Origin of the sequence: uncultured Rothia sp., from assembly GCF_916715725.1 — a bacterium.
Lineage (GTDB): Bacteria > Actinomycetota > Actinomycetes > Actinomycetales > Micrococcaceae > Rothia.
This window is the reverse complement of record NZ_CAKAPD010000010.1, coordinates 62,864-76,318: the sequence shown is the minus strand read 5'-3', so window position 1 is coordinate 76,318 and position 13,455 is coordinate 62,864. Positions and strand designations below refer to the sequence as shown.

Annotated in this window: 13 protein-coding genes and 1 tRNA gene; all 14 read left to right on the top strand. The window is 58.2% G+C overall.

What is annotated here, in order from left to right:
* Nucleotides 1-347: 347 nt before the first annotated feature.
* The 14 genes from QZ822_RS06840 (at nt 348) to QZ822_RS06775 (ending at nt 13,250) form a co-directional block, all read left to right on the top strand.
* Entirely contained in the window at nt 348-1,091 is a 744-nt protein-coding gene (locus QZ822_RS06840; RefSeq protein WP_294643532.1) for a DUF6891 domain-containing protein, read from the top strand.
* Between the two features lie 386 nt (nt 1,092-1,477).
* A complete protein-coding gene (locus QZ822_RS06835) occupies nt 1,478-2,356 on the top strand; it encodes a thioredoxin domain-containing protein (protein ID WP_294643530.1) in 879 nt (292 codons plus the stop codon).
* Between the two features lie 299 nt (nt 2,357-2,655).
* Nucleotides 2,656-2,729: transfer RNA gene (locus QZ822_RS06830), tRNA-Thr, on the top strand.
* A 126-nt stretch (nt 2,730-2,855) separates the two neighbouring features.
* Entirely contained in the window at nt 2,856-5,054 is a 2,199-nt protein-coding gene (locus QZ822_RS06825) for an acyltransferase family protein (protein WP_294643528.1), read from the top strand.
* A gap of 139 nt (nt 5,055-5,193) precedes the next feature.
* Nucleotides 5,194-6,024 carry an ABC transporter ATP-binding protein gene (locus QZ822_RS06820; protein ID WP_294643527.1) on the top strand — a complete coding sequence of 277 codons (831 nt, stop codon included), beginning with the start codon at nt 5,194-5,196 and terminating at the stop codon, nt 6,022-6,024.
* A gap of 158 nt (nt 6,025-6,182) precedes the next feature.
* Nucleotides 6,183-6,995, top strand: a complete 813-nt coding sequence (locus QZ822_RS06815) for an SGNH/GDSL hydrolase family protein (RefSeq protein ID WP_294643525.1) — start codon at nt 6,183-6,185, stop codon at nt 6,993-6,995.
* Nucleotides 6,996-7,844: 849 nt separating this feature from the next.
* Complete coding sequence (rpmB, locus tag QZ822_RS06810) at nt 7,845-8,081, top strand: 50S ribosomal protein L28 (RefSeq protein ID WP_004005966.1); 237 nt, start codon at nt 7,845-7,847, stop codon at nt 8,079-8,081.
* 3 nt (nt 8,082-8,084) lie between these two features.
* Entirely contained in the window at nt 8,085-8,255 is a 171-nt protein-coding gene (gene rpmG, locus QZ822_RS06805) for a 50S ribosomal protein L33 (protein WP_004005967.1), read from the top strand.
* A gap of 2 nt (nt 8,256-8,257) precedes the next feature.
* Nucleotides 8,258-8,563: a 30S ribosomal protein S14 gene (gene rpsN / locus QZ822_RS06800; protein ID WP_005506731.1), complete on the top strand. Its 306-nt coding sequence runs from the start codon at nt 8,258-8,260 to the stop codon at nt 8,561-8,563.
* 92 nt (nt 8,564-8,655) lie between these two features.
* A complete protein-coding gene (locus tag QZ822_RS06795; protein ID WP_005509029.1) occupies nt 8,656-8,940 on the top strand; it encodes an HU family DNA-binding protein in 285 nt (94 codons plus the stop codon).
* Nucleotides 8,941-9,482: 542 nt separating this feature from the next.
* Nucleotides 9,483-10,277, top strand: coding sequence for a hypothetical protein (locus QZ822_RS06790; RefSeq protein ID WP_294643523.1), 795 nt, complete (start codon nt 9,483-9,485; stop codon nt 10,275-10,277).
* A 213-nt stretch (nt 10,278-10,490) separates the two neighbouring features.
* On the top strand, nt 10,491-11,210 hold the full coding sequence (locus QZ822_RS06785) for a hypothetical protein (RefSeq protein ID WP_294643521.1): 720 nt from the start codon (nt 10,491-10,493) through the stop codon (nt 11,208-11,210).
* Nucleotides 11,211-11,518: 308 nt separating this feature from the next.
* Nucleotides 11,519-12,274, top strand: coding sequence for a preprotein translocase subunit SecD (locus tag QZ822_RS06780; protein ID WP_294643519.1), 756 nt, complete (start codon nt 11,519-11,521; stop codon nt 12,272-12,274).
* A 262-nt stretch (nt 12,275-12,536) separates the two neighbouring features.
* Nucleotides 12,537-13,250, top strand: a complete 714-nt coding sequence (locus QZ822_RS06775; protein WP_294643517.1) for a transcriptional regulator — start codon at nt 12,537-12,539, stop codon at nt 13,248-13,250.
* Nucleotides 13,251-13,455: the final 205 nt, after the last annotated feature.

Genomic DNA, 13,455 nt, shown 5'->3' with positions numbered 1-13,455 from the left:
GGTACTGCACTTTTGTGGGTGTGGGAGAGTAGGTCACCGCGGGTTTTTTATTCAAGAGGGGAAGACCTTATAGGTCTTCCCCTCTTTTTGTGTACCCAAAAACTTTTGAACCGAAAGCCCCATAACTCAGCAGAGGTACAGAGACGCAGCAGAGAAGCAGGGGAACATGGTTGCAGAGCCAGCCCGACAGCGTGCCAGCCTACTGCAGAGGTAACGAGATGGGGAGTTCACAGATCCGCCTGAATGACGAAGCAGAGGGCACGGTGGAGAAACTCTTGGTACCTTAACAACAAGAGCAATCCACATCTCTACCCGAACGAGTAGAGAACACGCAAAGGAGCATCATCATGGCCGATGAGAAGAGCATCTACGAGCGCTGGAGCGAAGAACGCCTCGACCCGCCCTTCCCCAAAGAATGGGGGCTGGATGAAGAAGATGAAGCCGAGCTGCTCTGGCCTATCTGGCCCCTGCTGTTCATGGGGGAATCTGATACTGAGCAGTACGTAGAAACCATCACCGATTATGTGATGGACGTACTCGGTCTGGAATACGATGGGGAGAATGAAGACAGCAAGCTCTGGGAGAAGCGCGTAGAGGACTACGTGGAAGAGCTCATCAAGCGTCGTCGTGCATTCGCCGCTGAGCTGGGCATTACCCCCGAAATGCAGAAGAACTCCAACCTCAACCGTGCCTTCGCAGCGCTCGAAGAAGAAGGAGTTATCGCACGACAGAACTTCACCTGCTGCGGTACCTGCGCCTCCGCAGAAATCTGGGACGAGATCGACGACAGCCGTGAATGGAAGGGATACATCTACTTCCACCAGCAGGACACCGAAAGCCTCGCTGAGAGCGGCGGCACCTACGTTGGGTTCGGCTCCTTCCTCGCCTACCCCAGGGACGAAAATGAATGGAACGCGCTGAGCGATGCGCAGAAGGAAGAGATCAGCGCTCTTCACAAGAAGCTCTCCGTGGAGCTCATGAAGGACACTATTATCCCCGTACTGGAGAAGCACGGCCTGAGCGTGGAGTGGAAGGGGAACTTCGACACCCGCCCGTTCATTGGGGGAGTAGAAATCTACAACATTCCCTAGCAGCTGGTGAGCTGAACCGGATGGGTGCCTCGGCGCTATACTTGTGCGCTACTTGTGGCAGGGGAGAGGAGCCTCCTAATGCTACAGAAGTTTACGAGGAAAATAAGCTGAGAGCGTGAGAATACACCTCACAGTATCTCAGTCAGGGTATTAACTAGCCGATAAGGCACCCATTCGGTAGGCTAGACGGGTAGCGAGGTACGTCCACGACAGAGCGCGAGCAGAACCAGCCTTCACGGTGGCACCTGCTCGACATGACTTTCAGCTGTTTCAAACGGCAGGAAGCTAGACCTCTGGAGCTATACCCTGACGGGTGCTTACTCTATAAGGGGTAGGCTAGAACAGTGGATGAACCGCCACCCATATTCCCAACCAAAGGAGCAGGCATGTCGACCGACGCCCGCGAAAAAGCCCGCCAGATTGCGGCACAGCAGGCCAAGAAGAGCCCCAGCCAGGCAAGCCGCCGCTGGCTCCAGCTCGGCGTACTCGCCGTGGTCCTCGTCATCGTAGGTATCATCGGCTTCGTCGTAATCAACGGCAACAAGAACACCAAGGTAGCAGAAAGCGGCCCCGTGCCCGCCAGCGCCAACGAATACGGTGGCATTGTGCTGACCAAGGACGGAATCGTCAAAAACTCCTCCACCCAGGAGACCCGCGACTTCAAGCAGCTTGTAACCTCGACCTCCTCCGTGACCCCCATGGTTAACGGAACCGCAGCAGCAGTCAACACCATGCCCCCGGGCGTGCAGACCGCTGAAGAGGCATCCAAGAACGGCCAGCCCGTTCGCGTGACCATCTTCCAGGACTACAACTGCGTGCACTGTGCAGAGTTTGAGAAGAAGTACGGTGAGGAAATCCAGAAGCTCGTCGAAGACGGCACCATCACCCTGGAAATCCGTAACCTGACCTTCCTGGACCGTTCCTCGCCCACCGCATACTCCGCACGTAACGCGGCAGCAGCATACTCCGTGGCAAACCAGGTCAGCACCAGCGACTTCCTGAACTACCAGCGTGAGATCTTCACTCACCAGGGTAGCGGCGACATGAACAACCAGCAGATCGCTGACATCGCCTCGAAGTACCACGCCTCCATTGGCTCCGATATGAACGACGGCAAGTGGCGCCCCTTCGTGGACGTGGTCAACGCTGAATCCGCAAAGAACGGTATTAAGGGTACCCCCACCGTCTTCGTTGATGGTGACCAGTACACCAGCAACGACTTCAGTGCCTTCCTGAAGAGCAAGATCGAAGCTAAGAAGAAGTAACCGCTTCGATACGAAAACCCGGTAACCTCCGCGTGAGGCTACCGGGTTTTTCCGTATGCATCTGAAGCTTTGGAAAAGAGCGGTGCGCGCCGGTGATAAAGAAGCGCAACGGTGAGGGGGAGGAACCGACGAAGCGCTGGAAGCGGCGCCTGGAGCCTCCTACAGAGGGGCTGATTGGAAGGGAGAAAGCGAAGGAAACGAACATACCATCACCCCATAATTTAGAAGTATTCTCAACCAAACCCTAAAAGAACAACTAAGCAGACTCAACCAAGAGAATAAGGTACACTGGACAGGTTGCCTCCTTAGCTCAGTTGGCCAGAGCATCTGTCTTGTAAACAGAGGGTCACCGGTTCGAATCCGGTAGGGGGCTCAGAAAAATCCTGGTTCGCACCAGCCTCATAGCAGAGGTGCGGATCAGGATTTTATTGTACGAGTGTCCTGTAGTGTCTAAGGGACTCGCACTAGCACATCGTCCACCCGCCCTGAGGAACCAAGTATGTCTGAAACCTCCGGAACCCCGCAGGCCTCCGCCTCGCAGGGCACCCGTACCGCGGCGCTGCGCACCGTCAAAGCACGCGAAACCAACGACTACCCCCTCGAAGAATTCATCGAATCGCGAGGATTCCGCCCCGAAATCCAGGGCCTGCGAGCCTTCGCCGTGCTCCTCGTGGTGCTCTACCATGTCTGGGTCGGCAAAGTCTCCGGCGGTGTGGATGTCTTCCTCTTCATCTCCGCCTTCCTGCTCTCGCTCTCCTTCATGCGCAAGATCAACGAAGGCAAACCCCTCAATCTCTTCAGCTACTGGATGCACGTCTTCCAGCGACTGCTACCCGTAGCCACCGTGGTTATCGCGGGTACCACCATTGCGTCCTTCTTCGTGCTCGCGCCCAGTCGCTGGTCGCAAACCGTAACCGATGCAAGGAGCTCCCTGTTCTACTTCCAGAACTGGAACCTCGCGTTCAGCTCCGTAGACTACTACGCCCAAAACGCCTCCGTGAAGTCACCCTTCCAGCACTTCTGGTCGCTCTCCATCCAGGGACAGATCTTCATCATCTGGCCCCTGCTCTTCGCCGCAGTAGCCTACGTCGTGCACCGATTCCGCGGGAACCTCTTCACCACCGCGGTATTCATCTTCAACACGGTGTTCGTCGCATCCCTGACCTTCTCCATCGTCGAAACCGACACCAACCAGGGATTCGCCTACTTCGACACCCGCACCCGCCTGTGGGAATTCGCCATCGGCACCCTGCTGGCAATGCTCACCCTCAAGTGGAAGGCACCCGAGAAGGCTCGAGTAGTTATGGGCTGGGTCGGCATTATTGGTCTGGTTACCTGTGGCGCAATCCTGCCCGTTGAACGAGCGTTCCCCGGCTACCTGGCGCTCTGGCCCGTGCTCTCCGGCGCGCTCGTCATCATGGCAGGCCGCACCAACAGCCGCTGGGGCATCGACCGCCTGCTGGTCTCCGCACCCCTGCAGAACCTCGGCAACATCTCCTACGCCCTGTACCTGGTGCACTGGCCCATCCTCATTCTCTACAGCAGCGCCGTCGGTACCTCCCGCGTGAACTTCATCGAAGGCGCCATCATCATCCTTGCTTCCATCGGCCTGGCATGGTTGCTCATCCGCTTCGTCGAGAAGCCGCTGCGCTACCGCAAGGACCCCTTCGTACCCTGGCTCATGATGAAGATGCGCTTCAAGACCGTCTTCTCGGTCAAGACCTGGGCAGACCAGCTCGCCTTCATCCTCGCGATCTTCCTGGTCGCAGGCGTACCCCTGGTAGCCGCACAGGCATGGGTAGGCTACCGCAACACCCAGTCCGAGCAGAACGCCGAACTGCAGGTACAGACCGCCAGCGAAAACTACCCCGGCGCCCGCGCTATCGGCGGCGCCCAGCAGGGACTCATTGACAGCCCCATCCCCTCCGGTGGTGACGTCAAAACCCAGTTCGACGGGCTGAGCGACCCCTGCGTTGGCAGCTTCGCGCCCTCCGACCCGGCACTCGCCAAGTACTGCAGCCTGCAGAAGTACGGCCCCGAGGACGCACCGCTGACCATGGTCATCGGTAACTCCCACGCCGAACAGGCGCTGAGCATCTTCAAGCCCATCGCAGAACAGACCAAAACCAACCTGCAGACCTACCTGCTCGGTGGTTGCCAGTACCCGGTCCGCGCCGTCAACGCCAGCAACGAATGCTCGGAATTCAACACCAAGATGACCGAGGAAATTCTCAAGCGTAAGCCGCAGACCGTGGTGCTCATCGCCACCGTTGCCCAGGCACGATCGAACGACGAACGAGTCGACCCGAGCCTCGACGAGACGGTCCGCCGCCTCACCGAGGCAGGAGTCCAGGTCATTGGCCTGCGCGATAACCCGCGCTTCGAGTACAACATCTACGAATGCGCTCAGAAGGCCGGCGCCGACAAGAGCTCCTGCGCACGACCCGCAAGCGACAAGTACGCCGCAGAAAACCCTGCAAAGGAAATCTTCGACAAGTACCGCAACCAGGGTGCCGTCATGGTGGACCTGAAAGACGTGTACTGCCCGGACGGCATGTGCAGCCCCGTGGTTGGAAACATCTACGTCTACCTCGACGACAACCATGTCTCCAAGACCTACGGCCGTACCATGGCTCAGGAAGTCTTCCAGCGTGCAGCGGAAGGCGGCTGGCTCGTGAGCGGAAAAGTGAACCTCTAAAGTTCGCCAATACAGCGGATCCCCCGCACTGTTCGACAGAAGTATGAACAGTGCGGGGGATCTGCTGTTTTCTAACCCGAAATTAGGATAGGCTAAGTTAGGAGACTCCCGGGAGAAGCCTTAGAGAAGAAAGGACGCCATGAAAGAAATCACCGAACGCACCCTCAAAGTTGAGAACGTCAGCCTCGGCTACGGCGAAACCACCATCGTCAAAGACCTCTCCCTCGAATTCCCCAAGGGCAAAATCACCGCCGTTATCGGCCCCAATGGCTGCGGTAAATCCACCCTGCTACGCGGTGTCTCCCGACTACTCAAGCCGCTCAACGGCGACTTCACCCTCGACGGCAAACCCACCCACGAATACTCCATGAAGGGCTTCGCCCGCATGGTCGGGCTGATGCCCCAGCATCCCATCGCCCCCGAAGGAATTACCGTAGCAGACCTGGTCTCCCGCGGCCGCTACCCCTACCAAGGCCTCTTCAAACGCAATAGCGCCGAAGATGATGAGGCGGTCGCCTGGGCGCTAGAAGCCACCGACACTATGTCCCTCGCCGAACGACAGGTCACCGAACTCTCCGGCGGCCAACGTCAGCGTGTCTGGATTGCCATGGCGCTCGCCCAAGAAACTGACATTCTACTGCTGGACGAGCCGACCACCTACCTCGACCTGGCACACCAGGTGGAGCTACTCGACCTGCTCTCGGACCTCAATGAACAGCGCGGCACCACCATGATCATGGTGCTGCACGAACTGAACCTCGCCGCCCGAGTCGCTGATTACCTCGTCGCTATGAAGGACGGCTCCATCGTCGCCCAAGGCGAAGCACACGAAGTGCTCACCCGTGAGAACCTGCACACCATCTTTAGCCTGAAGGCCGAGGTTGCGGACCCGTTTAACGACGGTAGCGTGGTGGTTGTTCCCCATCCGCGGAGGGCATCCGCAGCTACCGGGTCAGCTGTCGCATCCTAAGAAACCTCCGCTCATGTCTGAAGAAGAACCCTCAACAGTGGGATACTGGAAAGCAGGACGCACCGAAAGCTAAGCGAAGAAGCCGGTACACCGCGCAGGTGTGCCGGCCTCTTCCACAGAAGGGTCATTCTCTATAGAGGCCCGGAAAGAAGAACACAATGACGACCCCGCTCCTAGACCCCAACGGCAAGCTCAACGGTGAATCAGTACGCTACGTGGCAATCGGCGACTCCTTCACCGAAGGCGTGGGCGACGTTGACCGCCGCCGCCCCAACAGCCTGCGCGGCTGGGCAGACCGCGTTGCCGAAGGCCTCGGTGCAGTAGACCCGCAGGCGCAGTATGCAAACCTCGCTATCCGCGGCCGCCTGCTCATTCCCATCCTCGAAGAGCAGCTGCCGGCAGCCCTGACGCTGAAGCCCAACCTCGTCACCTTCTACGGCGGCGGCAACGACATCATGCGACCCAACGTGGATATCGACCAGCTCATGACCCACGTAGACGAAGCCTTCGCCACCCTGCGCGGCGAAGGAATCGAAGTGCTTACTATAACCGGCCTGGACGTGCAGGGCCAGGGCCCCTTCGCCCGCACCCGCGGCCGCACCGCCACCTACAACGAACTACTGCGTGGCATCGCCGAAGACCACGGCGCGCACATTATCGACTACTGGCGCTGGAATGACTTCCTCGACTGGCGCCTGTGGGCTGACGATCGCCTGCACATGAACGACCTCGGTCACGAACGCTTCGCGTCCCGCGTGCTGGCACAGCTCGGCCTGCCCGGTGTGGTCACCGAACCTGTACTGCCCCCGGAGGTGCAGCTGACCGTTCGCGAGAAGGTCGAGCAGGAGGCGCGCTGGGTTCGTGAGTTTGCCCTGCCGTGGATCGGCCGCCGCTTGAAGGGTACGAGCTCCGGCGATGGTGTGAGCCCCAAGTACCCGCAGTGGGTCCCCGCGGCAAGCCTTAAGAACTAGGCACACATAAGAACTAAGCTCACGGAGGCGCACGGTACGGCGTAGAACTGTATGCCGGGGGAGTGCCCTGCACTGTATTTGTGCTGTATCTATGCCGTATCTGTACCGTATTTGTGCTCGCCTCTACGCCATAACTGGAACGGTAAATCCGCCGTTACTTGTACCGTTACGACCCCTTTAACTGCCCTTCAAAACCGGGGCGGAAGCGTTAAAACGAGAGTTAAATGCTCTTTAAACGCGTGTTTAAGCCTGTTTAACAGCCCTGCGCACACCGCGAGAATCGGTGGTGCGGGGCTGTTTACGACTTAAATCCGGCTTAAGCTGTTAATCTCACAACATGAATTTCACCGGTGTAATTTATCCCCGGTCACATAGAGAATAACCGTTCTTAAAATGGCGCATTAACGCCTGACTAGGGGCGTTAAAGAATCCCTTAAAAACTTCTGGACTTGCAAAAACACCCATTTTTGGTAGAATGGATAGGTATGTTTGCCGTTCGAAGGCAGGCGTGCATCCGCGAATCGAGCACTTCGCTTAAATGAGGTGCAATCGGCTCAGAACACCGAGATTCCGCGGATTTTTAAGGCAAAATCCGGCGTGCAGGCTTGCACGAACCCCCGTATTTACCTAGAATTTAACGCTGTTCGTAGTGGTGGAAACGCCTCTCGACACTAATAAGCTTCACCGTTTTTCCCGCGGCGGGGATCGATGCGTGGCCTCTCACCCACGTGACGATCTCAAACACTCTAGCCCGGCGAATAACCCGGTGCTTCTACATTGGTGGCGGGACGCTCACGAGTAACATCGACTGCGTACCGTCATAAAAGTCAATCAATAAAGGAGTGAAACATGGCAGCAGTCTGCCAGGTGACCGGAGCTGTTCCCGGCTTTGGACACAGCATTTCGCACTCGCATCGCCGCAACAAGCGTCGATTCGACCCGAACGTTCAGAAGAAGACCTACTGGGTTCCTTCGTTGCGTCGTAAGGTAACCCTGAACGTGTCCGCTAAGGGCATCAAGGTTATCGATGCTCGTGGCATCGATGCCGTTGTTGCAGAAATCATCGCACGCGGGGAGAAGATCTAGTAAATGGCATCCAAGGCTAAGGACCTCCGTCCTATCATCAAGCTCAAGTCCACTGCTGGCACCGGTTACACCTACGTGACCCGTAAGAACCGCCGCAACAACCCCGACCGCATGGTGCTGAAGAAGTACGACCCCGTCGTCCGCAAGCACGTTGACTTCCGAGAGGAGCGCTAAGAATGGCTAAGAAGTCCAAGATCGCTCGCAACGAGCAGCGCAAGGTCATCGTCGCTCGCTACAACGAGAAGCGTATCGCGCTGAAGAAGACCCTGATCGACGAGAACGCTACCCCCGAGGAGCGCGAAGCAGCACGCGTGGCACTGCAGAAGCTGCCCCGCAACGCTTCCCCCGTTCGCGTGCGTAACCGCGACCAGATCGACGGCCGCCCCCGCGGTACCTTCCAGAAGTTCGGTATCTCCCGCGTGCGCTTCCGCGAGATGGCACACCGTGGCGAGCTGCCCGGTATCACCAAGTCCAGCTGGTAAATCTGGTATTTTAGTTCCTAAACGGTTTTCCGTCGTTACCGACGGTCACTCGCTTTAGACTCAAACCTTAAGTCTCTGGAAGGGGCACCCTAATGGCTAAGAACCGTACCGAACTCGTTGCAGAGGTTGCAGAGAAGTCTGGCAAGAGCCAGGCAACCGTGAATGCAGTCCTCGACGCAGTGTTCCAGGTTTTCGAGTCTTCCGTCTCCAAGGGCGAGAAGATCACCATCCCCGGTTGGATGGCAATCGAGCGCACCGACCGTGCAGCTCGTACCGGCCGTAACCCGCAGACCGGCGAAACCATTCAGATTCCCGCCGGTCACGGCGTGAAGCTGACCGCAGGCTCCAAGCTGAAGGCAGCAGTCGCTAAGAAGTAATTCTTGAGACTTTGAATCTGATAAAAGACCCTCATCTTTACGGTGGGGGTCTTTTATTATGTTCGAATGCTTATCCCTTGGTCTAAGGACGTACGTGGGTCTAAGGATGTACGTGGCGGGGAAGATAGCGAGGCGGGGGCTGGGGCGGTGCACGTAGCGAGGAGAGTGTGCAAGGTGGGTCTTCGGGACCCTAACCTTCAACTCGAGCCATAAAACACAGAAAGTAGCCCGGTTTCATAGGGGAAGCTATGGTGTACTACAGAAAAAATAAAGAAAATTTATACATGTGAGCAGAAAGCTATGCATAAGCTGAGCGAAAAACCGCGAATATGAAACCCCGCTGGAAAAAATACTTATACATTGCCGACCGAACACAGCTTAAACACAGCAAACTAAAGCTCAATCTTAGACTCACACCCTAAGCTGGAATCACCGGCGAAGGAAAAGCCACACACCATACACAACGGCCCCATCCCATCCGGAAAATCAACCATACAAACCCCGGACGACCGACCCTCCGGGACTCACAAGGAGAAGCCCTCATGGCACGCCATGCTCAGCGTACTTCCGCACCGCCCACCAACCACCGCCTCCGCACCGGCGCAGCCGCACTGTCCATCGCGGCAATCGCAGCACTGGGCCTGAGCGCCTGCGGTGCACAGAACACCTCCAACCCGGCACCCACCGCCACCGCCACCGCCACCGCCAAGGCATCCTCCACCGCTGACGCAGCGGTCAACGCAGGCAACGGCAAGGTCACCGTCAAGGCAAGCGACGCAGCCTCCCCGAGCGCCACCGCAAGCAGCTCCCAGGGCACCGTCACCGTCACCGAAGACGGCGTGACCGTCAACGGCGCCAACGGTACCGGCGTCACCGCAGACGCTAGCGGCAACGCAACCGTCAACGGCGGCTCGGCAGCTAACGGCTCGGCATCCAACAACTCCGGCTCCTCCGCAAAGGTCGACGAGAAGGCAGGGGAGAGCGCCGGCTCCAAGAACAACTCGAACGGCACCTCCGGTAGCGTTACCGTCAGCACCGCCAACGGCTACACCGTGATTCAGCTCGATGCTGACGGCGGCTGGTCCTACCACACTCCCAACGGTGACATCGTTGATGTGGAAGCTGACGGCTCTTGGGAACGCGTCGGTCCCAGCGGCAATGTAGAGGTGAATGCAGACGGCTCCTGGGAGCTCGTCGGAACCTCCGGTGTTGTCGAAGTGAAGGCTGATGGCTCCTGGGAGCGGACCGGTCATGGTGACTTCCAGGTACCTGCCGTACCCGTCAAGCCCGCCGGTGCTGGCACTGACCCCGTCAAGCCCGTCACTCCCCGCCGCTAAGAAGCTGGCTGACGAGCCGGGAGAAAACATGGGCTATCCCACTCGCTAGGATGCGGATAAACGCCCACACGCCCGGATAATCACACCCAAACTCGATAGAATTAACGCGGTTGGTTACACCGATAATCGTTATGGAATCCCACAAGGATCCTGCGCACGACGCGAATACGTCGTCAACTAGCCGCACCATACTAACAACCACAAGGAGAAACAATGGCAATCGCCCCCGCAATGAAGAAGACCACCGCGGTTCTGTCCATCGCTTTCGCAGGCGCACTGGGCCTGAGCGCATGTGGCTCTCAGTCCTCTTCCACCACCACTACCGCGACTGCATCTGCATCCGCTTCGGCAACTGCGTCCGCAAGCGCATCGGCTAAGGCATCCTCGGCAGCAACCACCTCTGCAGCTTCCGCTTCCGCTACTGCAGACGTGAAGGTTGACAAGGACGGCAACGTCACCGTCAAGGCTAACGACGGCGAAGGCAACTCCGCAGACGTGAAGGTCGGCGCAGACGGCAAGGCATCCGTAGACGCTAAGGACTCCGAAGGTAACTCCTCCAAGGTAGAGTCCGACGAAAAGGGCACCAAGGCTGAGTCCAAGGACTCCGAGGGCAACGCAGCATCCTCCTCCACCGTTGAGGGCGACGTTATCGTTTCCGAGGACGGCGGCTGGTCCATTCAGGGCGACGAGGGCCAGGTAGCTGTACAGGCTGACGGCTCCTGGAGCCGCCAGGACGCAAACGGCCAGGTTGCAGTCAAGGCTGACGGCTCCTGGAGCATCCAGTCCAACACCGGCCTGCAGGCAACCGTGGACGCATCCGGTGAAGTAACCTCCCTCGTTGGTGGCGAGAAGGCTGACCTGAAGGCTCCGAAGGTTCCCGCAAAGCCCGCACAGGCTAAGGTCAACCCCGTCAAGCCTGCACAGCCCAAGTAAGCTGTCAAGAGCTAACAACGGCCAGTGACGCTCCCAGAGCGTAACAGTCCGTGACGTATGAAGACGCCCCGTGCGCATCCGACCGTGATGCGTGCGGGGCGTTTTTGGGTCTTCAAGCTGCACTGAGAAGACCAGTAGAGCTGAGAAGACCAGCGAAAGTAGCGGGGGAGGGGACACCGTAACAACTCAGGGAGCTTTCAGGTCGCGGTGCTAGCATGATGGCGTACGCCGGGCATACCGGAGTACAGGTCAACCACACTACGCACTGCGCCGTTGCAGAGCGGCGCATACAGAAAAGAGAAACTACAGTGAAGAAGTCTATTGCTGTTCTGTCCCTGACCATTGCTGGCGCCCTCGGCCTCGCAGCCTGCGGCGGCAACTCCGGCGGATCCACCTCCAGCCCCTCCGCATCGGCAAGCGCGTCTGCTTCTGCAACCGCTTCCGCAACTGCCTCGGCACCCGCAAGCACCTCCGCAGCAGCAACCAGCAAGAGCACCACCTCCGCAGTAGCTGAAACCACCAAGGCAGAAACCAAGACCACCCAGGGCACCATCAGCGCCCCCAGCGGTCTGCCCAGCGAAGCAACCGAAGCACTCAAGAAGGGCCAGGAATCCGCCAATCAGGCAGCCTCCGCAGGCTACACCGCCAGCAAGAAAGCCCTGGAGCAGCTCAAGAGCGAGTCCGGTGTGAAGAAGGTGCAGACCAGCGACGGCACCGTCTACTACACCGATAAACTCGCTGTCTTCGAATCAAAAGATGGCGCTATCGTCAGCATCCAGAATAACGGTGTGTGGACCAGCATGGACTCCAACGGTACATCCATCGTCGTGAAAGAGGACGGCTCCTGGATCAAGACCAACCCCAAGGACAACCTCTACACCGTCGTCAATGCAGACGGCACCGCATCCGTGCTGAACACCAAGACCTTCGAAAAGGCGACCGACGTCTCCACCATCGAGACCCCGAAGGCACCCGGCCGTATCGACGGCTTCAGCGGCACCGCTAAGACCCCGGTTAAGCCCACCAAGATTGGTGACCTCTCCGAGGTTGCAGGCGCCAAGTAAAAACTAGCACCTGCCCCCGGGCCGAACAGGCCGTCAGAACAGGGACACCAGCGCCCCGTGCGCATCTATTCGTGATGCGTGCGGGGCGTTTTGTGTCTTCAAGCTGTGCTCAACTCTTACAGAAAATAGGAAGCTTCGCATGACTGTTGTTAGGATTAGGGAGGCGCTCAGATTCTAACTCTTACTCAACTCTCACTCAACGAACAACCACACTATAGGTCTCCCCGGCATAGCACGGGGATCTACCAGAAAAGAGAACACAGTGAAGAAGTCTATTGCTGTTCTGTCCCTGAGCCTCGCCGCAACCTTCGGTCTTGCCGCCTGCAGCTCCAACGCCAAGGCACCCGCCGAAAGCCAGAGCACCTCCTCCAGCGCGTCTGCTTCTGCAACCGCAGGTAGCTCGAGTGCCTCCTCCAGCGCGTCTGCCTCGGCGAGCGCATCGGCTACCGCTTCCGCAACCGCAGGTAGCTCGAGCGCCTCCGCTAAGGAATCCGAGAACCAGAAGAGTGGACTGTCGGGTGCTTCCGCCATGCCTACGGACCCCACCGATAGCAACTACGGTCCGCAGCTATACGCGCATTACAAGGAAGCCGTCGAAGAGGCTAAGAAAGACCGCTCCGCCAAGAAGACTACGAACACTGAAGGTAACGTGTACACTGCCTCTGACGGAAGTATCGCTGTTGTCGAAGCTAAGAACGGTAACTACATCAGCATTGAGAAAGACGGTAGTTGGGTACGTGTGACCCCTGAAGGTGAGGTTGCCGCCGTGACTGATAAGGGCGGCTGGGTTGCCGTCAAGCCTAACGGTGAAGTAATTAGCGTTGATGAGAATGGTGCGGCTTCCATTATGAACGTTAAGACCTCGGAGGTTTCGGGCGACTACCAGTCCCTGGAGTTGCCCAAGCCCCCGGCTCCGGTGGGAGACCTGCCTGCCCCGAAGAATCCCGTTAAGCCGACCAGCCTGGCTACGAACTAAACGTATCCACCACATAGCTGGCGACTAGCTAGACCTGTTCGCCCCGTGCGCATCCGAACGTGATGCGTGCGGGGCGCTTTTATATACCCACACGCCACCCGCAATGTGACTTAATATGACAGGTCGTTAAGCCCCCAAGTCACAAAGCTCAACTCCCAGCGAACCACCCATCCCACGCTGGCATAATGGGGACAGCAAACCATCG

Bases quoted from the DNA above. Each gene is read 5' to 3' on its own strand.
- QZ822_RS06790 (WP_294643523.1), top strand. From the start codon at position 9,483: ATGGCACGCCATGCTCAGCGTACTTCCGCACCGCCCACCAACCACCGC.
- rpsN (WP_005506731.1), top strand. From the start codon at position 8,258: ATGGCTAAGAAGTCCAAGATCGCTCGCAACGAGCAGCGCAAGGTCATC.
- QZ822_RS06795 (WP_005509029.1), top strand. From the start codon at position 8,656: ATGGCTAAGAACCGTACCGAACTCGTTGCAGAGGTTGCAGAGAAGTCT.
- rpmB (WP_004005966.1), top strand. From the start codon at position 7,845: ATGGCAGCAGTCTGCCAGGTGACCGGAGCTGTTCCCGGCTTTGGACAC.
- QZ822_RS06785 (WP_294643521.1), top strand. From the start codon at position 10,491: ATGGCAATCGCCCCCGCAATGAAGAAGACCACCGCGGTTCTGTCCATC.
- QZ822_RS06840 (WP_294643532.1), top strand. From the start codon at position 348: ATGGCCGATGAGAAGAGCATCTACGAGCGCTGGAGCGAAGAACGCCTC.
- QZ822_RS06820 (WP_294643527.1), top strand. From the start codon at position 5,194: ATGAAAGAAATCACCGAACGCACCCTCAAAGTTGAGAACGTCAGCCTC.
- QZ822_RS06815 (WP_294643525.1), top strand. From the start codon at position 6,183: ATGACGACCCCGCTCCTAGACCCCAACGGCAAGCTCAACGGTGAATCA.
- rpmG (WP_004005967.1), top strand. From the start codon at position 8,085: ATGGCATCCAAGGCTAAGGACCTCCGTCCTATCATCAAGCTCAAGTCC.
- QZ822_RS06835 (WP_294643530.1), top strand. From the start codon at position 1,478: ATGTCGACCGACGCCCGCGAAAAAGCCCGCCAGATTGCGGCACAGCAG.
- QZ822_RS06825 (WP_294643528.1), top strand. From the start codon at position 2,856: ATGTCTGAAACCTCCGGAACCCCGCAGGCCTCCGCCTCGCAGGGCACC.